19 protein-coding genes are annotated in these 19,631 nt (G+C 67.6%); 3 read left to right on the forward strand and 16 right to left on the reverse strand.

The genetic code is table 11. The features are described from left to right. The first annotated feature begins 4 nt into the window (after positions 1-4). Together IEW22_RS19905 and IEW22_RS00955 are read left to right on the forward strand one after the other, a co-directional pair. Complete coding sequence (locus IEW22_RS19905) at positions 5-367, forward strand: MarR family winged helix-turn-helix transcriptional regulator (RefSeq protein ID WP_229742074.1); 363 nt, start codon at positions 5-7, stop codon at positions 365-367. Between the two features lie 161 nt (positions 368-528). After that, positions 529-1,821: an MFS transporter gene (locus IEW22_RS00955; RefSeq protein WP_188584692.1), complete on the forward strand. Its 1,293-nt coding sequence runs from the start codon at positions 529-531 to the stop codon at positions 1,819-1,821. A 116-nt stretch (positions 1,822-1,937) separates the two neighbouring features. Here the strand turns inward: IEW22_RS00955 and tsaD are convergent, their stop codons facing one another. The 9 genes from tsaD to IEW22_RS01000 all read right to left on the reverse strand — a co-directional run bounded on the left by tsaD (position 1,938) and on the right by IEW22_RS01000 (position 12,836). Then, on the reverse strand, positions 1,938-2,969 hold the full coding sequence (gene tsaD, locus IEW22_RS00960) for a tRNA (adenosine(37)-N6)-threonylcarbamoyltransferase complex transferase subunit TsaD (RefSeq protein ID WP_188584693.1): 1,032 nt from the start codon (positions 2,967-2,969) through the stop codon (positions 1,938-1,940). Next, a complete protein-coding gene (gene rimI, locus IEW22_RS00965) occupies positions 2,966-3,454 on the reverse strand; it encodes a ribosomal protein S18-alanine N-acetyltransferase (protein WP_373284112.1) in 489 nt (162 codons plus the stop codon). Before rimI ends, tsaD begins: the two co-directional genes overlap by 4 nt. Further along, complete coding sequence (gene tsaB, locus IEW22_RS00970; protein WP_188584694.1) at positions 3,451-4,134, reverse strand: tRNA (adenosine(37)-N6)-threonylcarbamoyltransferase complex dimerization subunit type 1 TsaB; 684 nt, start codon at positions 4,132-4,134, stop codon at positions 3,451-3,453. The genes rimI and tsaB overlap by 4 nt, the downstream gene beginning before the upstream one ends. A gap of 80 nt (positions 4,135-4,214) precedes the next feature. Beyond that, entirely contained in the window at positions 4,215-4,667 is a 453-nt protein-coding gene (tsaE, locus tag IEW22_RS00975; protein ID WP_188584695.1) for a tRNA (adenosine(37)-N6)-threonylcarbamoyltransferase complex ATPase subunit type 1 TsaE, read from the reverse strand. A gap of 64 nt (positions 4,668-4,731) precedes the next feature. Next, positions 4,732-5,859 carry an alpha/beta fold hydrolase gene (locus IEW22_RS00980; protein ID WP_188584696.1) on the reverse strand — a complete coding sequence of 376 codons (1,128 nt, stop codon included), beginning with the start codon at positions 5,857-5,859 and terminating at the stop codon, positions 4,732-4,734. After that, on the reverse strand, positions 5,856-7,031 hold the full coding sequence (gene alr / locus IEW22_RS00985) for an alanine racemase (protein WP_229742056.1): 1,176 nt from the start codon (positions 7,029-7,031) through the stop codon (positions 5,856-5,858). Before alr ends, IEW22_RS00980 begins: the two co-directional genes overlap by 4 nt. 268 nt (positions 7,032-7,299) lie before the next feature. After that, on the reverse strand, positions 7,300-8,757 hold the full coding sequence (locus IEW22_RS00990; RefSeq protein ID WP_188584784.1) for an NAD(P)H-hydrate dehydratase: 1,458 nt from the start codon (positions 8,755-8,757) through the stop codon (positions 7,300-7,302). A gap of 120 nt (positions 8,758-8,877) precedes the next feature. Then, a complete protein-coding gene (gene glmS / locus IEW22_RS00995; RefSeq protein WP_188584698.1) occupies positions 8,878-10,740 on the reverse strand; it encodes a glutamine--fructose-6-phosphate transaminase (isomerizing) in 1,863 nt (620 codons plus the stop codon). Positions 10,741-10,916: 176 nt separating this feature from the next. Beyond that, positions 10,917-12,836 (reverse strand): APC family permease, encoded by a 1,920-nt coding sequence (locus tag IEW22_RS01000; protein ID WP_188584785.1) that lies wholly within the window; start codon positions 12,834-12,836, stop codon positions 10,917-10,919. A 159-nt stretch (positions 12,837-12,995) separates the two neighbouring features. Between IEW22_RS01000 and IEW22_RS01005 the strand changes: the two genes are divergently transcribed. Beyond that, the gene (locus tag IEW22_RS01005; protein WP_188584699.1) at positions 12,996-13,841 is read left to right on the forward strand and encodes a dienelactone hydrolase family protein; all 846 of its coding nucleotides are present in this window, start codon (positions 12,996-12,998) and stop codon (positions 13,839-13,841) included. A gap of 21 nt (positions 13,842-13,862) precedes the next feature. Here the strand turns inward: IEW22_RS01005 and IEW22_RS01010 are convergent, their stop codons facing one another. The 7 genes from IEW22_RS01010 to rplM all read right to left on the reverse strand — a co-directional run bounded on the left by IEW22_RS01010 (position 13,863) and on the right by rplM (position 19,546). Continuing rightward, positions 13,863-14,066 carry a hypothetical protein gene (locus IEW22_RS01010; RefSeq protein ID WP_188584700.1) on the reverse strand — a complete coding sequence of 68 codons (204 nt, stop codon included), beginning with the start codon at positions 14,064-14,066 and terminating at the stop codon, positions 13,863-13,865. Then, entirely contained in the window at positions 14,063-15,571 is a 1,509-nt protein-coding gene (locus IEW22_RS01015; protein ID WP_188584701.1) for a hypothetical protein, read from the reverse strand. Before IEW22_RS01015 ends, IEW22_RS01010 begins: the two co-directional genes overlap by 4 nt. Continuing rightward, on the reverse strand, positions 15,571-15,933 hold the full coding sequence (locus IEW22_RS01020) for a hypothetical protein (protein ID WP_188584702.1): 363 nt from the start codon (positions 15,931-15,933) through the stop codon (positions 15,571-15,573). Before IEW22_RS01020 ends, IEW22_RS01015 begins: the two co-directional genes overlap by 1 nt. A 212-nt stretch (positions 15,934-16,145) precedes the next feature. Beyond that, complete coding sequence (locus tag IEW22_RS01025) at positions 16,146-16,970, reverse strand: HAD family hydrolase (protein WP_188584703.1); 825 nt, start codon at positions 16,968-16,970, stop codon at positions 16,146-16,148. Continuing rightward, positions 16,967-18,319 carry a phosphoglucosamine mutase gene (glmM, locus tag IEW22_RS01030; protein ID WP_188584704.1) on the reverse strand — a complete coding sequence of 451 codons (1,353 nt, stop codon included), beginning with the start codon at positions 18,317-18,319 and terminating at the stop codon, positions 16,967-16,969. The genes IEW22_RS01025 and glmM overlap by 4 nt, the downstream gene beginning before the upstream one ends. 268 nt (positions 18,320-18,587) lie before the next feature. Continuing rightward, complete coding sequence (rpsI, locus tag IEW22_RS01035) at positions 18,588-19,106, reverse strand: 30S ribosomal protein S9 (protein WP_188584705.1); 519 nt, start codon at positions 19,104-19,106, stop codon at positions 18,588-18,590. After that, on the reverse strand, positions 19,103-19,546 hold the full coding sequence (rplM, locus tag IEW22_RS01040; protein ID WP_188584706.1) for a 50S ribosomal protein L13: 444 nt from the start codon (positions 19,544-19,546) through the stop codon (positions 19,103-19,105). The genes rpsI and rplM overlap by 4 nt, the downstream gene beginning before the upstream one ends. Positions 19,547-19,631: the final 85 nt, after the last annotated feature.

The following is a 19,631-nucleotide window of genomic DNA, read 5'->3' on the forward strand; positions in this document are numbered from 1 at the left end:
AGAGCTGGGCGTGCGGTATCACCGTCTGCAGTGCGCGATCGACCGCGCACTGCAAGCCGACGCCGACATCACCTCCAGTGAGTTCGAGGTGCTCGAACTGCTCGTGGGCGCCGACGCCGGAAAGATGCGGATGAGTGAGCTGTCCGGACAGGTCCACCTCAGTCAGAGCGCGCTGTCACGACTCGTCGCCGGCCTCGAGAAAGACGGGCTGGTCACGCGCACGATGTGCGCATCCGACCGCCGGTCGGTGTTCACCGAGCTGACCGAGACAGGCCGTCAGCGATACACACAGGCGCGTCCTGTCCAGCGCGCGATACTGCGCGCGGATCTGGCGACCTCACACCGCTTGTGCGGCGGCAACGGATAGTCGCCTGTGCGGGGGCACCGGATGGTCGCCGCACCCCACGCTTGACTCCCCCTCGGCGTTGACATCCGCCGCGAGCGCTTGCTATATCTCATGGGCCAGCACTACCAGGCCCTCACTTCATCCGCGAAGTGTTGCACGCGAGCCAGCCATCACGAATGGAGATGTCGGCTGACCGCCCCTGGTTCCTCCCCAGAATCAAGGGCGTATCACCATGCCAGACAACATCATTCGCACCGCGTCCATCCACCGGCCCAGCACTGATCGCCGCCCCCGCACTGATCGCCGCACTGGTGGCCGTTGCCGTCATCTCGGTGTCGTGTTCGATCGAGGGCAACGGCATGGCCGTGGTCGGCCTGGCGATCACCCGGGACTTCGGCGCGCCGAAGTACTACCCGTGGATCTCGACCACATTCCTGGTCGCGTCGATCGTCGGCGTGCTCGTCGCCGGACGTGTCCGCAGCGCAGCCGGCGAACGTCGCCTGCTCCGCGCAGGTCTGGCACTGGCCACACTCGGAGGACTGATCGCAGCGGCGGCCGGCAGCATCTCGATCTTTCTGTGCGGCAGGGTGATCGCGGGTGTCGGCATCGGGGCACTGACCGCGGTCGTCTATCAGCTCGCCACCTCGCAGCGCGGATACGCCGCGCGCAGTGCGATTCTCGGCGTCATCACCGCATCACTGGCGATCGGGTCGGCGCTCGGCCCTCTGGTCGGCGGCGTGTGCGTCGGCGGGTCGTGGCGGATGTTCATCGCCGCGGTCACCGTCGTCGTTGTGACAGCGGGAATCGTACTGGCACAGGCGACCCCGGCCTCCACCGACGTACCGCGTCGGCGGTCTGACCTCCCGACGAGGTGGATGGTCGCCGTCTCCATCGGCGCGGCGGCGGCCGCGGCCGCACATCTCATCGAGTCATTCACGCGGCCGGGTTTTGCCATCGCGATGGCGGTCGCCGCCGCAGCACTGATCGCCTCGATCATCACCGCACTCCCCCGCTGGTCGCGCACCGCCCGATGGGGACTCTGGGTGGGCGCATCGACGCCCGCACTCGTCGCAGTGGCCACATTCGCGCTCGGAGGTTTTCTGGGGCAACGACATTCGTCGATGATCGTCGGTTGCGCGCTGGCCGCGGGTGTCACCGGCTGGCTCATCGGCAGCATGTGGCGGCCGGCGGTCTCGATGCGAGCGGTCACGGCCTGGTACGCGGTGGTCCTACCGCTGAACGCAGCATGTCTGACCGTCGCCACTCTCATCGGCGCCGAATTCCCCGCGGTCGCCGCCTATACGTTCATGAGTCTGGTCGCCGGCGTGGTGACGCCCTCGGCCCAGGCACATGCCACCGCGAGCGACACCGAATCCGCGCTGAGTACCTCCACGGTTCTCAACGCCACGATCGCCCTGTGCGGCGCGGCCGTGATGGGGATTGCGATGACCACGCCGATACTGGCCCTGCACTAGTCGCATCGGGTCCGCTCGAGTGTCGGGACGCCGATTTCCCCTGGCAATACTTCAACCCACGCAACAATTCAACCCACGGAATACTTCAACCCCACGTATTACTCCACCCCGACGGATCACTTCACCCCGACGGTCACCGGCAATCCTGGGTCGGTCGACACCGTGAGGTCTGACGGCTGGGCGCCGCCGGCGATCAGGTGTGCACCGTAGGTCGCGATCATCACGCCGTTGTCGGTGCACAGCCGAGGCTTGGGGACTCGGAGTGTGACGCCGGCGGCATCGCACCGCTCCTGGGCGAGCGACCGGATCCGCGAGTTCGCGGTGGCACCCCCACCGAGAACCAGTGTGTCGACACCGGTTTCGTCGATCGCGCGCATCGCCTTGCGGGTCAGCACATCGGCGACCGCCTCCTGGAACGAGGCGGCCACATCGGCCACCGGCACCTGTCGTCCGGCGCGCTCACACGACTCGACGTAGCGCGCCACTGCGGTCTTGAGTCCGGAGAACGAGAAGTCGTACGGCGCATCGCGGGGGCCGGTCATCCCGCGGGGGAACTCGATCGCGTGCGGATCTCCGTCGCGCGCGAGTCGATCGATCACCGGGCCGCCGGGATACCCCAGGCCGAGCAGTCGGGCGACCTTGTCGAAGGCCTCCCCCGCCGCATCGTCGACGGTGGTGCCGAGTTCGCGGATCGGCTTCGACAGTTCGTCGACATGGAGCAGGTGGGTGTGGCCGCCGGACACCAGCAGCGCCACACAGGGGGTCATCGGTCCGTGTTCGAGGGTGTCGACGGCGACATGACCACCGAGATGGTTCACCGCGTACAGCGGCACATCCCACGCTGCCACATAGGCTTTCGCCGCGGCGACGCCTACCAGCAGGGCGCCGGCGAGGCCGGGGCCGATCGTCACGGCGATCGCATCGGGCCGATCGACACCGGCTGCCTCACGCGCGCGACGCATGGTCGGCACGATCGCCTCGAGGTGTGCACGTGAGGCCACTTCGGGGACCACTCCCCCGTACCTCGCCTGCTCATCGACGCTCGAGGCCACCTCGTCGGCAAGCAGCGTGGTGGTCCCGTCGTCATTCCACTCGACGATCCCCACACCGGTCTCGTCGCACGAGCTCTCGATACCCATCACCTTCACAGCGAAGCCACCTTCACGTCCGAGCTGCCGGCACCGACGGCCCGACGCCGCATGGTGTACGCGTCGGCACCGCTGGGCTGGTAGTAGTTCCGTCGAATACCGAGAACGTCGAAACCGTTGCGCCGGTACAGGTCCAGCGCCACCTCGTTATCGGTCCGCACCTCCAGGAAGACCTCGGCGTGCGCGGCGTCGGCCACCGCCAACAGCTCCGACAGCAGTGCGCGACCGTATCCGTGACCCTGATGGGCGGGGTCCACACCGATCGTGTGGATCTCACATTCGAGTGACCCCGGCCGACCGAGCAGGGAGATCCCCGCATAGCCCACGAGTTCACCCTGTGGCGTCCTTGCAGCGAAATATCTGTTGTGCGGCGCGGCGATCTCGGACGCGAAAGCCTCTGCGGGCCAGGGTGAGTCGCCTGGAAAGAGCATGCGCTCCAGCTCTGCGCAGCGCATCACGTCGGCATCGGTGAGCGCGTCGATCACCTCCTGCCACCCGCCTGTTCACGCTCGGCGAGAGTCAACGCATCGGGCCGACGCAGATACCACGGCGTCAGCGGTCCGGTCGCGGTGTCGGTGAACGCTGCCGCGCCCGAACTCGCGACGAGTCCGACGACGGTGGGCACCGAGGGCGTCTCTGCGTAGGGACCGAACTGCTCGGCCTGCTCACGCCAGCCCGCGACGTGGTCGATCTGCTGCCCGGCGAGCTCCTCGGCGACGGCAGCAGGCGCCTGCACCGACGGGCCGTGGGTGCGGACGTGATCGACATAGCGCGCGTAGTAGATCTCGCGGCGGCGCGCATCGGTGACCACCAGGAGCGATCCCGCCGGCCCGGTAGCGGCGATCGCGTCGAGGGAACAGACACCATGGGCAGGGATACCCAGCCCGTCGGCGAACGCCTCACCGGTCGCCATCCCCACGCGCAGTCCGGTGAACGGACCCGGACCGCAACCGACGATCACCGCGTCGAGGTCGCTCTTGTCCACGCCGGAGTTCGCGAGTGCCTCCACGATCATCGGGGTCACGATCTCGGCGTGTCCGCGAGCACGCTCCACACTCAGTTCGCACCGCACGTCCACATCGGCGATCGACTCGGGGGGACGGGACACCTCACCGATACCCACGACGACCGTGGGGGTGGACGTGTCCACAGTCAGCAACAACACGATGTTCCAGACTACCCGTGAGCAGGGTTGCAGTGCGTTCGGGCGGCCGGGCACACGGACCGGTGCGCCGCGAGCCACGCTCAGCCGTCGATCCACTCCCAGTGTGCGGTGCGCACATCCGATTCCGGTTCGCGCCGCAGCGACACCAGGAGATGGCGTTCGGCGAGACGTTCGGCCAGACCGGTCCCCCACTCCACGACCACCACCGCGTCCTGCAGATCGGTGTCGAGGTCGAGCGCATCGAGATCGTCGAGGCCGGTCAGCCGGTAGGCATCCACATGGACCAGTCCCACGCCGCCGTTCCGGCTCGCGCGGTGTTCGCGGGCGATGATGAAGGTGGGCGAGGAAACGCGTCCAACGACGCCGAGTCCGGCCGCGATTCCCCTGGTCAGTGCGGTCTTTCCGGCACCGAGCGGCCCGTCGAGGATCACCAGGTCACCGGGGTGCAACTCCGCGGCCAACTCCGCACCCAGCGCCTCGGTGTCGGCCACCTCCGGCAGCGTGCGCGTCTGCGCCGCACGATGGTCGCTCACTGCTCGTCACTTCTCGACTCGTCACTTCTCGACGCTGTCCGGCGCGGATCCTGACGGTCCCTGTTCACCGGCGATCCCTGTTCACCCGATCGACGACGCGGCCGATCGCGTCGTCAACGGCCTCGGGTGTCTCCAACGGCAGCAGGTGGCCGGCGTCCCGCACCCCGATGAGTTCGCAGCGCCCACCCAGCGCCGAGGCCGAGTCGACGACCTCCGACAGCGGATTGACCCGGTCCTCATAACCGCCGAGCACCACGGTCGGGACCCTCGACAGTTCAGCAAAACCCGATCGGTCCTCGTATGCGGCCAATTCGGCGGTGAGCGCCAACAGGGTCTCGGTAGGCGTCGCCGCGATCATCGACTCGACGAAACGGACCAGTTCAGGTCGATCGGCCGGATGCGCCAGACTCATCGCGCCGAGATGACTGGCCACCACATTGGCGGTGAGCGGCGCTGCCGCGGCAGTGACACCCGAGGGCAGTGTGCGCAGGGCGAAGCGCAGCAGTTCCGCGGGCGCACTGCTGAGTACCTGCCCGTTCTCGGTCGCGCGTCGACCACTGACGAAGGGGCTGCACAGTACGGCTCCGGCCACCCGGTCACCGATCATGTCGGGATGCGCACCGGCCATGGCCAGCGTGACCGACGCACCCATCGCCTGACCCACCACGATCACCGGTCCGGTGGGCACGACCGCCCGGATCACCGCTGCCAAGTCGGATGCGAGTACCGCGATCCGGTACTTGTCCGGGGAGGAGGTCGCGGAGATCCCATGCCCCCGCTGGTCGTAGAACACGTGGCGGACCGGCCCCGGGTCGGCCGGCGGGGTGGTGCCCGGCATCGCGAGGAGCTCGGACTCGGCCCCGTCATCTGCGGACACGTCGAGCTCGTCGAGTGCCGGGCACGACGTCGTGACGCGATGGTGCCAGACCGACATGCGCTGGCAGTACCCGTTGACATAGACGATCGTCACCGGGGCGTCGAGGTCGCCGCTCTCGCGCACGCACAGCGGTGTGCCGTCGTCGGCGACCACGATGCTCGCCCGTTCGCGGTAGATCCGTCCGTAGTCACCGATCGTGTCGGGGTCCACGAAGCGGCCGGTGACCGCCTTCGCGGTGGCACCCACGGCCGAGGCACCCAGGGCCGCGGCCCCAGCGGCCCCGCCGATCACGTCGAGACGATCCGAGGTGTTCATCGCGGCTCCTGAGTCGGATCGTGCGATGGGGATCGGTGAGCCGGTGACCGGCGGTCGACGGGATCGTCGATGTAGGTCCGGACGCGGCGACCACGGATCCCCGAGATGATCTCGTAGTCGATGGTGTCGGAGGCATTCGCCCAGTCCAGAGCCGTCGCCCCTCCGTCGGCTCCGGTGCCGAACAGCTCGGCGCGGTCACCTTCACCGACCCCACCACCGTCGGGTCCGAGGTCGACGACCACCTGATCCATGCACACCCGCCCGACGCTGGGGAACATCCGCCCGTTGATCGACACCGCGAACTTGCCCGCGATCGCGCGCGGCACGCCGTCGGCGTACCCGGCGGGCAGGATCGCGATGGTCGTGTCCCGCGGCGTCACCCAGGTGTGGTTGTAGGACACCCCGCTGCCGCGGGCGAGATGTTTGACCAGGATGACCTCGGCGGTCAGGGTCATCGCCGGAATGAGCCCGAAGTCACCGATGTGCGGTAGTGGAGTGCGGCCGTAGACGGCCAGACCCGGGCGCACCATGTCGCGCGCGAGGTCCGGGCGAGCCAGCGCCGCAGGCGAATTCGCGATGTGTTCGACCGTCGGCGCTACTCCGAGGCGACCGAGATCGGCACGGCATTGGTCGAGCCGTGCCACCTGCTCGTCATTGAGTCGGTGGTCTACCTCATCGCCGCGCGCCAGATGCGACATCAGCGAACCGAATGAGATCGATTCCTCGGCAACCGCTTTGGCCACGAGGTCACGTGTGGTCTCCCACTCGTCGGGTGCGACACCGCTGCGGCCGAGACCGGTGTCGATCTTGAGTCCCACGCGCGCGGTCTTCCCCGACTGATGGGCGGCGTCGATCACCGACGCCAGCACGCGCGGTGAGGACACCGCGACCTCGATGTCGGCGTCGATCGCCGGCCCGAAGTCCAGATCAGAACTCAGCAGCCAGCAGGTGATCGGTGCACCGATCCCCGCCTCGCGCAATGCGAGCGCCTCGGGCAGGGTCGCCGTGCCGATCGCGCATGCACCGGCCGCCAGCGCGGCCCGCGCCACCGGCGCAGCACCGTGTCCGTAGCCGTCTGCCTTGACCACGGCCATCACGTCGGCGCCCGAGCGATCGCGCAGCACACCGATGTTGTGAGCGACCGCGCCGAGGTCGATCCGTGCATGCAGCATCGGCTCTGTCGTCGTCGGCCCTGTCATCAACGGCCCTGTCATCAACGGCCCTGTCGTCATCGTCCCTCGCTCGCGGTATCCGCGGTCGACGCAGTCACTGACCTCGCCACCTTCTCGTCCTCGCCCCGACAACGCCGGTCCTGCCGATCCCGACTGCGTCGGGGATCCCATTCTCCTCCTCGGTGGTGCGACGCCGGTGTCACGCTGCTCACGAACTGGTCGGCCCGGGCCTGGGCGGGCCGGGCGAGAGCACGTCGGATGCCGTCGGTCATGCGGGGGGCTCCGCGACTCCCCGCAGTGACACCACATCACCGGCCAGCAGCGCCCGCAACGCCGGTGACACACCCGCCACCAGCTGCGATGCGCCGATCGGGGCGCCTCGTGCGGCCATCGCGGCGGCCAGCGCGTGAACTCTGGCGGCCGCTGCCGCGGCCAGTCGGGGTTCGAGTCCGGCCGCGAGCAGCGATCCCGCGATACCCGAGAGCACATCTCCGGCGCCGGCGGTCGCCGACCACGAGGTACGGGCGTCGTTGGCGATCACCTGTTCGGCGCGGTCATCGGCGATCAGCGTGATTCGCCCCTTGAGCAGCACCGTTGCACCGAGATCGGCCGCGAGCCCCCGTACCGCGGCGAGCCGGTCGGTACCCACCTCGTGGCCGGCGAGACGCTCAAACTCGCCGGCGTGCGGGGTGAGCAGGGTCGGTGCCGTGCGGGAGCGGACGAGATCCGGGCGGCGGGCGAGCACCGTGAGGCCGTCGGCGTCGACGAGTACCGGCAGATCGGTGCCGAGAATGCGTTCGAGCAGCTCCTCTGCGGCATCGTCGGTGCCTGCGCCGGGCCCGATCACCCAGGCCTGCACGCGGCCGGTGGAATCCAGGTCGGGTGCCGCGATGACCTCCGCATGATGGGACACCACTTCGCCGGCCGCCGACCCGCAATAGCGCACCATCCCCGATGTCGCCGCGACCGCGCCGCCGGTGCACAGGATCGCCGCACCCGGATATTTCGCCGATCCCGCGATGATCCCGGTGACACCCTGGGTGTACTTGTTGTCGTCGGGCCCGGGGATCGGCCACATCGCGGCGACCTCGGCGTCGGAGAGTTCCACCAGGTCAGGAACCGGGTCGGTCAGGCCGATGTCGACCACCTCCACCCGCCCGCACGACGGGGCGGCGAGGATGTGGGCGTGCCGACGCATTCCGAAGGTCACCGTTGTCGCCGCAGACACGCTCGGTTCGTTGACCAGACCGGTATCCGCGTCGACGCCCGAGGGCACGTCCACCGCCACGATCGGGGCGGTGATCTGCGCGAAGACTGCTGCCGCCGCCGGACGCAGCGGACCGTGCCCGCGCAGGCCGACGACCCCGTCGACGGCGACATCGATATCGGAGGGCAGCGTCGAGACCACCCGGCCGCCCGCCTCGGTGAACGCCGCGCGACCGCCCGGGTGTGCGTGATCGGGATCGAGCAGGACTGCGCTGACCGACACACCCCGACGTGCCAGCGCGGCACCGGCATACAGGGCGTCACCGCCGTTGTCGCCGGATCCGATCACCAACCCCACCCGACGCCCGTACACACCGGACGTACGGGCGAGCAGCTCATCTGCCACCACATGCGACAACCCGCCCGCGGCGCGGCGCATGAGAACACCGGAGGTGAGCAGCGCGCCGGTGTCCTTCTCGGCGTCACGCACGGCGTCAGCGGTGAAATAACCGATCACGATCGGCGATCTCCTTCTGTCGACGATCCGGCTGGTGTGTTCCCCGACCGTCCTACCTGAACGTCCCGACACGATGTCGATCGGATGCGGTCGCCAGTGCGATGGATGACTGGTCGCTACCTCTCACTCCACCGTCACGGATTTGGCGAGGTTACGCGGCTTGTCGACGTCATAACCCCTGGCCTGCGCGACGCTGGCCGCGAAGATCTGCAGCGGGATGGTGGACACCACCGGCTGCAGCAGCGTGGGCACCGCCGGGATCTCGATGAGGTGGTCGGCGAACTCGCGCACCGCATCGTCGCCCTCCTCGGCGATCACGATGGTGCGTGCGCCACGCGCTTGGATCTCGCGGATGTTGCTGACCATCTTCGAGTGCAACAGCACCCGACCGCGCGGCGACGGCATCACCACGATGACCGGCAGCCCCTCGTCGATGAGGGCGATCGGCCCGTGTTTGAGCTCCCCTGCCGCAAAGCCCTCGGCATGCATGTAGGCGAGTTCCTTGAGCTTGAGCGCCCCTTCGAGTGCGACCGGGTACCCGACGTGACGGCCGAGGAACAACACCGTGGGGTTCTGGGCGAGGTCGCGCGCAAGGTCACGCACCGGTTCCATCGTCGAGAGGACCTTCGACACGGCCTCGGGCATCCGCTCGATCTCGCCGAATTCGCGCGCGACCTCGTCGGAGTATTTGGTGCCGCGCGCCTGAGCCAGCGCGAGTCCGACCATGTAGGTCGCGGCGATCTGAGCCAGGAAACACTTGGTCGACGCAACCCCGATCTCGGGGCCGGCGTGGGTGTAGAGCACCGCGTCGGACTCGCGAGGGATCTGGGCGCCGTTGGTGTTGCAGATCGCGAGCACCCGGGCCTTCTGGTCCTTGGCATGTCGCACGGCCTCGAGGGTGTCGGCGGTCTCACCCGACTGCGAGATCGCGACCACCAGCGTGGACCGGTCCAGAACCGGGTCACGGTAACGGAACTCACTGGCCAGTTCCACCTCGACGGGCAGTCGGGTCCAGTGTTCGATCGCGTATTTGGCGAGCAGCCCCGCATGGTAGGCAGTGCCGCAGGCGACCACGAAGACCTTGTCGACATCACGCAGTTCGTCGTCGGTGAGGCGCTGCTCGTCGAGAACGATGCGTCCGTCCACGAAATGCCCGATCAACGTGTCGGCGATGGCCTGCGGCTGTTCGGCGATCTCCTTGAGCATGAAGAAGTCGTGTCCGCCCTTCTCAGCGGCCGCGAGATCCCAGTCGATGTGGAAGGGTTTGCCGATGCCGGCCTCACCGTCGAAGTCGGTGATCGTGTAGTCGTCGCGAGTGATGACCACCACCTGGTCCTGACCGAGTTCCACCGCATCGCGGGTGAACTCGATGAATGCGGCGACATCGGAGCCCACGAACATCTCACCGTCGCCGACGCCGACCACCAGCGGGGTCGAACGTCGGGCCGCGACGATCGTGTCCGCGTGATCGGAGTGGGTGAACACCAGCGTGAACGCACCCTCGAGGCGGCGCAGCACCGCATATGCCGAGGCCACGAAGTCGCCCGCGTTTTCGCCCTGGGCGTATTCGACCTCGAGAAGATGCACCGCGGTCTCGGTGTCGGTGTCAGAGGTGAACTCCACACCCGCACGCTCGAGCTCGGCGCGCAGCGGCGCATAGTTCTCGATGATGCCGTTGTGGACGACCGCGATCTTGCCGTCGGTGCTCACATGCGGGTGGGCGTTGCGATCGGTGGGACGACCATGCGTGGCCCACCGGGTGTGCCCCATCCCCGTGGTGCCCTGGAAGTGCTCACGACCCACTGTGGCCAGCTGCTTGTCCAGATTCTCCAGACGTCCGGCCTTCTTCTCCACGGCTGTATGCCCGTGGCCGTCGAGAATCGCCACTCCCGCCGAGTCGTACCCGCGGTACTCCATCCTGCGCAACGCTTCGACCACCACGTCGAGCGCGTCGCGCTTGCCCACGTAACCGACGATTCCACACATAGGTTCACAGAGTACTTGGACGTTGCGCCAACCCGGAAAGCCGATGATCAACGTCGCATCACGAGTTCACACTGGTTGGATCTCGTCGACCGCCCTACCCGCACCGCCAGCTGTGCGATGTGCGGCTGTGAGATGTCACAGTCCGGGGTGCGTGCCACAGCTCCCAGCCGATACCGCTAGCCGATGTGGACGAAGGGCCGCCGATCGAGGTCGGTTTCGGCGCGTCGCAACACCTCACGGGTGGTCACGGCGACCTCGCCCACACCGAAGAACAAGAATTTGAGCAGGTTGGTGATCGGGTTGCCCTCACTCCATTCGAAGTACACGTTCGGGATCACCCCGAACTCGTCGCGGATCGCCAGCAGAACTGCGGCGATCGTGTTGGGGACCGCGGCGGAGTTGACCCACAGAATCCGGTACACACCGTCACGCACGCGACCGTGGACCACGATGTCGGTCTTGAACTCCGAGGAGTCCTTCACGTTCACCTCGAGGAAGACGATCTCCTCGCTGGCCGGGATGTGACTCTCAGCCCGCTGCTGGAGCTCCTTCTGCTGGTATTCGCGCAGCGACAGGTCGTCGCAGTCGTGGGTGACGATCTGGATCGAACCGGTCTTGGCGGCCTCGCTGAGGATCTCCCGCGCGGTCTCGTCGAAGGTGACCCCCGTCGAACGCAGCTCGAACGACCGGTTCACCCGCGACGCGAGCGACACGATGATGATCAACGCGATGAAGAACGAGGCCACCTGCACGCCTTCGGGCCGCTCGATGATGTTCGCGATCGTCGTGTAGATGAAGACCAGCGTGATGACGGCGAAGCCGATCGCCATCCCCCGGTGATGACGACGCCGCGCCGAGAGCGTCGCAGCCACCGACGCCGACGTCATCAGAACCAGCACGCCGGTCGCGTATGCGGCGCCCTGCGCGTCGACCGATGCGCGGAAGTAGATGGTCACGCAGAAGGCCAGCAGCGCGAACACCAGCACCAACGGCCGCACTGCACGCGCCCATTCGGGCGCCATCCCGAACTTCGGCAGGAACCGGGGAACCAGATTGAGCAGACCGGCCATCGCCGAGGCGCCGGCGAACCAGAGGATCAGGATCGTGCTGATGTCGTAGACGCTGCCGAATCCCGCGCCGAGGCGCTCATGCGCCAGATAGGCCAGCGCTCGACCGTTCGCATGTCCACCGCTCTTGAACTCGTCCTCGGGGATGAGCACGGTGCAGATGATGCTGGAGGCGATGAGGAATGCGCTCATGATCAGCGCTGCGGTGGTGAGAAGTTTTCGCGCCCCGATGATCCGCGTCTTCGGATAGGCCGGATCGTCGTCGGGTGAACCCTTGATCTGCGGCATCACCGAGACGCCGGTCTCGAATCCGGACAATCCGAGTGCGAGCTTCGGGAACACCAGCAAGGCCAGGGCGATGATCATCCACGGACTTCCGTGTTCGGCGGTCATCGCATGTTGCCAGTCGACGACGAGATGACCGGCCCGGGCGATGCCGATGATGCCGTCGATCACCACCACCAGGTTGAGCGCGAGATACACGCCGACGAGGACGACCGCGACCATGATCGCCTCGGCGAAGCCGCGCAGGAAGATGGCCGCGAGCAGTCCCAGGAAGATCAGCGTGATCAGAATCGTGTAGTGGCTGAAACCCTTTGGTATCAGGGGATTCTCCACGAAGTGCGCGGTCGCGTCGGCCGCCGACAACGTCATGGTGATCAGGAAGTCGGTGGCGGCGAAGCCGAGCAGCACGAGCACCAGCAGCTTGCCGCCCCATCGGGGAAGCAGCCGCTGCAGCATCGCGATCGAGCCCTCACCGCGCGGTGATTCACGCGCCACGAGCCGATAGACCGGCAACGCGCCGAACAGCGTCAGCGCGACCAGTACGAGAGTGGCGACCGGAGCGACCGTCCCGGCCGCCAGCGCTGCGATTCCAGGCTGGTATCCCAACGTCGAGAAGTAGTCGACACCGGTGAGGCACATGACTTGCCACCACGAGTGCGTGTGCTCCTCGTCGCGTTGACGACGATGAGGTCCTGGCTGGTCGGCAGGTTCTTCGGAGATGTCGGCAAGCAACCACTGCCGCATTCGGACCGACACGGTGCTGTGCGCCACGACGGAATCGTGCCACCACAAAGCGCATATCGCCAAAGATCGGCAAGTGATGGGTAAGAGAGTCTCCAGCGACGTCAAAACGACGGGCGCAGCACAACGGAATCGCCACGCAGATGGCATAAGGTTCTCGACGTGGCGAAGGTGAAGAAGCTGATGGCCCAACTCGCGCGGCGGGGCCCGCACAAGATCCTCACCGGGGATCTCGCGGTGGCCGGTCTCCCCGGTCGCGTGTACACCCCGGAGAGCGGATCATCGCTGCCCGCCGTGGGGCTCGCGCACGGCTGGATGATGAGCAGTCGTCATCACGCCGGGCTGATGGAACACCTCGCGTCGTGGGGCATCGTGGTGGTGGCACCGGATACCGAACGTGGTCCGCTGGGATCCGACCACGGCCTCGCCCAGGATCTGTCGACGGCTCTGACCGTCGCGACCCGAGTTCGCCTGGGCCCCGGACAGATCACCGTCCAGCCCACGCAGGTCGGTGTGGTGGGACACGGATTCGGCGCCTCGGCGGCGGTGATCGCCGCCGCCACCGACGACCGGATCGTGTCGTTGAGCGCGTTGTGGCCGGCCAGCGGGAGCAAAGACGAACTCGACGCCGCGCGGACCTACGACTCGTCGGCGCTCATCCTGGCCGCCCCGGGCGAACTCGACACACTGCCGGGCAATGCTCTGGCCCTGCGCAGGGCCCTCACCGGCGACCAGGTGGCATTGCGTACGGTCCCCAAGTCGACGTCGATGACCTTCGTCGACGGATATACGTTGCGTCGCTCACTCACCGGTCAGAAGCGCAACCGTTCGGCGAACCGCCAGGCCCGCGCCGCGCTGACCGGTTTCATCCTGGCCACCGTCGCCGAGGATTCGACGTATGCGGACTTCGCCGACCCCGACACCGACCTGGGCAAGCTCGTCACGGTCGATCCGGAGGAGCTCGAGGACGACGGGCTCGATCCGGTGAGCCGGCTGCTCAAGGCCTGATCACCGACCTGGCCCCGGGCCTCATCGGCAGGCGCTGGCCGATGGGCCTGCGCGGTGGCTGTCGGCGTCGGACTCGTCGCGTCGAGATTCCTCGTCTGGCGACTCGTCGCCCGCACGCGCAGAACCGTTCTGGGCTGATGTCCGTCGACGGTAGGCCTCGCGCAAGGCGTCGATCCGGCTGCGCGCCGCCGCACCGACAGCCTCGATCTGATCGGCTTCGTTCACCTGTCCCCCACGGTCGCCAGGGTCACCGCGTCGACCTCGACATCCCCACCAGAATCCCCGGGATCGCCTCCGCCGGTGCCGCCATCGCCGCCCGCAGCCGAACCGGTGGGCGCTGGACCGTCGCCTGGGCCGGGCGCCACCGCGATGTCCTCCGTCACCGACCCGCCATCGGACATCGGGTCGATCCGACCGGAATCCGACGGGCCGCCGGTTGATATGTCGCTGTTCGGGGAATCAGTATTCAGGGCATCGCTGTTCGGTGAATCGCTGTTCAGGGCATCGCTGTTCGGTGAATCGTCGATGCCGGTTCCCGGTGCCGAACCGCTGGGGCCGACGACACCCGTTCCGGCCGACGAGGGCGCGATCGGCGCGACCGGTGCGGTGAATGCCTGTGCCCGAGCCTGATCGGCGACCTGGTCGGCAGAGTAGTCGGGGCTCGGCGGTACATCCGACGAGTCGCCGCCGCCGTGCGATGCGCCGTTCAGACCGTCGTGCGGGGGCTGGAGTGGTTCGCCGAGATCCGACGCCTGCGGGTGCACGCCGACCGACATGTTGACGTCGGAGAGATTCAATGGCCCACCCGAATCCACGTGCATCGACACATCGGTGGGTGAGGTGACCGTCGACGGACCGGATGACCCTGCGGCACCCGGGTCGGTGGCCGCCGCGGCCTGAGAATGCGTCTGTGTCTGCGGCGCGGTCACCGGCTCGTCATTCCCACCCGAGTCCGCATTCTGTTGCGGGCCAACCGGATCGTGTGACCACAGATGGTGTGCTGTCGAAATACCGGCACCCGAGCCGGAGACGTTGTCGGGCACCGCAGCCGACGCGCTGGTCGGCGACACGTCAGCTACCGAAGACAGGACACCCGGTGACGAATGTTGCTGTAGAACAGCAGCATCGGCAGCCTCATGCGATACATGCGGGGCACTCTCCAACAGCTGACCGAGTCGCGTCAGCACGTCGTTGAGGATCTCCATGATCTCCGACAGTGCTTGCACGGCAACGTCACCGACCTGGTTCATCAGCTCGGCGCGAGCGACCAGCTCCAGCGGATTGGGCGTCTGGTCGCCGGCGGTCGCCTCGATGACCGCCGAGTATTTGCCTTCCAGCACCAACTCGGTGGCCGGGGCGGCTTCGGCGAGGGCTGCCGCGACCGCGGCGACGACATCGATACGCGTCTCGGCACGCCGGGCCACCTCACCCAGGGAATCGGAGATCGCCTCGCCGGTCCGATCGGGCCAGGCAGCGCTGAGCCGCGAGCGGTGTCCGTGGGAGTCGAGATTGGCTTCGGCGGCGATCGCCACCGCGCGAGCGACCAGCTCGGCATCGTGTCGCAGATCCGACGGCTGCAGTGCCTCCCCGGCGTCGAATCGTGATCGGACGGTCCCGATGGCCGGCAGCATCGGACGGGTCTCCGGCGGCAGCGAGGCGCACCACGTGTCGAAGCGCTCGAGTCCGGCGATCGCGGCGGCGCGCAGTCCGGCGAGGCGGTCGGCACCCATCACGGACTCCCCTGCGGTGACCACGACGTGGCGGGCGCTCCCGCGCGGGTGATGTCGGCGGCGGTCTGCTGGTCGGCTGCGACGAGTCGGGTGGCCGAGTCGGTGACCGCCTGCGACCAGCGGCCCGAGTCCTGCGCGATCGACGTCAGCGCGTGACCGACGTGCGCGAGTCCGTGTCGATAGGCGACGAGTCGTTCCCGCAGCACCTCGTCGATCGATTCGTCGTCGGCGGGAGCCCCGGCCCGGCACTCACCGATCCGGCGTGCGATCTCGCCGATCTGGGCTGACGAGTCCGAGACATCTCGCGCGACGTCGAGGACATCGGTGACGTCGACCTGCAACCGCCCGCTTGCCCCGTCCATTCACATCACCGCCCCGTGACTCGTGCCGCATGCCGTTCGTGCTGCAGAACCGCGACTGTTCCCCTGTCAGATACTTGGACGTTCCTGCGCCGCGATCGGTTCCATTGTCACGAGATCCGATCACATGCACCAGGGATCCGATCACATGCGCCCGGCCGAGCCCCGTGAGACCTCCCGGTCGACGGGATCTTATGCCAGTGAAAGTATCGCGGTCAGAGTATCGCCGCAGCAGTCAGGATGCGCACGAGACCGTCGGGACGTTGCTCGATCGGCAGCGGCTCGACCTCACCGAATGCACAACCGAGCGCCATCGCGCCGCCGTCGGCCTCCGCGCTGTCACCGACCATCAATGTCGCATCAGTGGCCACGTCGAGGGCGTCGAGCGCATGCCGGAAGATGCGTGCACGCGGCTTGGTTGCCCCAACCTCGTATGACAACGACCACGAGGCCACCAGGTCGTCGAGTCCGTAGAGCGCGAACACCTCACGCAGATCGAAGGCGATGTTGGACACCACACCCACCTTGATCCCGCGCGCGGCGAGTTCTCGCAGCACCTGCGCGGTGTCGGGGTAGGGCTGCCATGCGCTCGGCGTCCGGATCAGCTCGTAGAGCTTCTCGGCGTGCGGATCGGTGATGCCCGACCCGCGCAACACCGCGAGATAGGCCCGCCGGTGCTGCGCCGGATCGAGGTCGCGCTGCTCCCACGCCTGGCGCTCCTCGTCGGTGAACGCCACCGGCTCACCGGTCGGCGCGGTCATCCGACGGATGATCTCGGCCTGCGCGGTGATGTGCAGCGGCTCACCGGCGTCGTCGGTGACTCCCTCGAACCATTCGTCGCGTTCGGTGAACCGGAACAACGTGCCGGAGAAGTCGAAGAGAACGGCCTCGAACGGCCCCGCGCCGGGTGGGTCGATGCGGTCGGGTGCGGTGTCGACCGGTTCGGGTCCGCCCTGCTCGCGCGCGGCGGCATCGGCGACTGCGGCCTCGACGTTCTGCTCGACCGCACGCCCCGCGTCTGGCCGCTCGTGTCGGCTCATCGTCCCGCCGCCGCGACCACTCGGGCGATCCGTTCGGCGACAGCCAGTGCACTCGTCTCGGTCGGCGCTTCCACCATCACGCGGACCAGTTGTTCGGTTCCTGAGGGGCGCAACAACACTCGCCCGGTGTCGCCGAGCTCACGGCTGGCCTCGTCGACCGCGAGGAGCACCTCGTCGGAGCTCGAGACGGTCGCCTTGTCGGCGACGGCGACATTGATCAGTGTCTGCGGCAGCGACGTCATCACCGACGCCAGATCGGCCAGGCTGCGTCCGGTCACCGCCATCCGCGCCATCACCGCCAACGCGGTGGCCAGGCCGTCACCGGTCGTCGCCGCAGTGGGCATCACGATGTGACCGGACTGCTCGCCGCCGAGCGAGTAGCCCCCGCGGCGCAGTTCCTCGAGGACGTACCGATCGCCGACTGCGGTGGTGCGCACCGTGATCCCGGCCTCGCGCATCGCCAGATGCAGACCCAGGTTGCTCATGACGGTGGCGACGAGCGTGTCGTCGACCAGTGCGCCATCGTCCTTCATGCCGAGGGCCAGGATGGCCATGATCGCGTCGCCGTCGACCATCGAGCCCTGGGCGTCGACGGCGAGACAGCGGTCGGCATCGCCATCGTGAGCGATCCCCAGGTCGGCGCCGTGGGCGAGGACGGCCGCGCGCAGCGACTCGGGGTGGGTGGAACCGCAGTCGGCGTTGATGTTGAGGCCGTCGGGGGTGTCGTGCAGACCGATGACGGTCGCACCGGCGCGCCGATATGCCTCCTCGGCCACCTGCGATGCCGCACCGTTGGCCGAGTCGACCACCACGGTGAGTCCGCTCAACGACACCGGAACCGCAGCGAGCAGATGTGCGATGTAGCGTTCGGCGGCGTCGGGGGCGGTGGAGATCCGCCCGATGCCCGCACCGGTCGGGCGCACCTCGGGCCTCTCGATCTCTGCCTCGATCTCGTCCTCGAGACTGTCGGCGAGCTTGTGCCCGCCACGCGCGAACAACTTGATTCCGTTGTCGGGCATGGGATTGTGTGACGCCGAGATCATGATGCCGAAGGCGCCGTCGAGTTCGGCGGTGAGGAACGCCAGCGCCGGCGTCGGCACCACCCCGACCCGCACGGCGTCGACGCCGGAGGCGGCGAGTCCGGCACAGACCGCGGCCTCGAGCATCTCACCGGATGCTCGGGGGTCGCGCCCGATCACCACCACCGGATGTTCCCCGGGTCGGGCCACCGCATCGTCGCGTCGCGCCAGAATCTGCGCGGCCGCGCCGGCCACTCCCATTGCCAGTTCCGGCGTCAGGTCGGCATTGGCCAGACCCCGCACCCCGTCGGTGCCGAACAAACGTCCCATCAGACTTCCTTGGTGATGTACGCGCTCGCGCCGGATTCTGGCGCGGGCACACAGTCATCGTGCACATGACGATGATGCGCATGTGGCGGTCGCGGCCCAGCTGCACTGGAACACCAGTCTGCATCACTGGAACACCGATTCGTGTGACCCGGCATACGTGCCTGTCACGAATCAGACTGTCACGACCCGAACTATCGTCAGGCAGACACAAAAGAGCCGGCCGGACGTCCGAGGACCTCCGGCCGGCTCGTTCGCATCGAGAACAGTATCAACGCTTGGAGTACTGCGATGCCTTTCGTGCCTTCTTCAGGCCGTACTTCTTACGCTCGACCGCGCGGGCGTCACGGGTCAGGAAGCCGGCGCGCTTGAGGGCCGGACGATCCTCCGGGGTGACCTCGATGAGCGCACGGGCGATCGCGAGACGCAGCGCACCGGCCTGGCCGGACGGGCCGCCGCCGCCGAGCTTGGCGTGGATGTCGAACGACTCGGTGCGCTCGACGGTCACCAGCGGAGCCTTGATCAGCTGCTGGTGGACCTTGTTGGGGAAGTACTCCTCGAGGCTGCGGTTGCCGTTGAGGGTGAACTGCCCGGTGCCGGGGACGAGGCGCACACGCACGATCGCCTCCTTGCGGCGACCGACGGTCTGGATCGGGCGATCGATGTTGATCGGAGCGACCGGGGCCTCGGCGACCACGACCTCTTCCACGACATAGTCGTCAGGAGCGGTCTCCACGGCTTCCTCGATCACGACGTCCTCAGGAGTCAGGTTCTCGTCGGGTGCGGTCACTGGGCCACCTGCTTGATCTCGAAGGGCACGGGGCGCTGGGCCGCGTGGGGATGGTTCGGGCCGGCGTACACCTTGAGCTTGGAGCTCATGGCACGACCGAGCTTGTTCTTGGGCAGCATGCCGATGATCGCCTTCTCGACGACGCGCTCGGGATGTGTGGCCAGCAGCTCTGCGGTCGTCCGCGTCGACAGACCACCCGGGTGTCCGGAGTGCCGGTAGTTGAGCTTGGTCTCGGCCTTGTTGCTGGTCAGAGCAACCTTCTCGGCGTTGATGATGATGACGAAGTCGCCGGTGTCGACGTGGGGTGCATAGGTCGGCTTGTGCTTGCCGCGCAGCAGAGTCGCACTCTGCACGGCGAGACGGCCGAGCACCACGTCGCGGGCGTCGATGACATGCCACGTACGCGTGATGTCACCGGCCTTCGGGGTGAAGGTAGACACTCGAGTAGTCCTAACGTCTTGTGTTGCGGGTGCCGGTCAGATGCAGTGGCCGAGGATTCCCGGCGACCGACATGGACCCGGGGCT

The organism is Gordonia jinhuaensis, assembly GCF_014639795.1.
In the GTDB taxonomy this organism is placed as follows: Bacteria; Actinomycetota; Actinomycetes; order Mycobacteriales; family Mycobacteriaceae; genus Gordonia_B; species Gordonia_B jinhuaensis.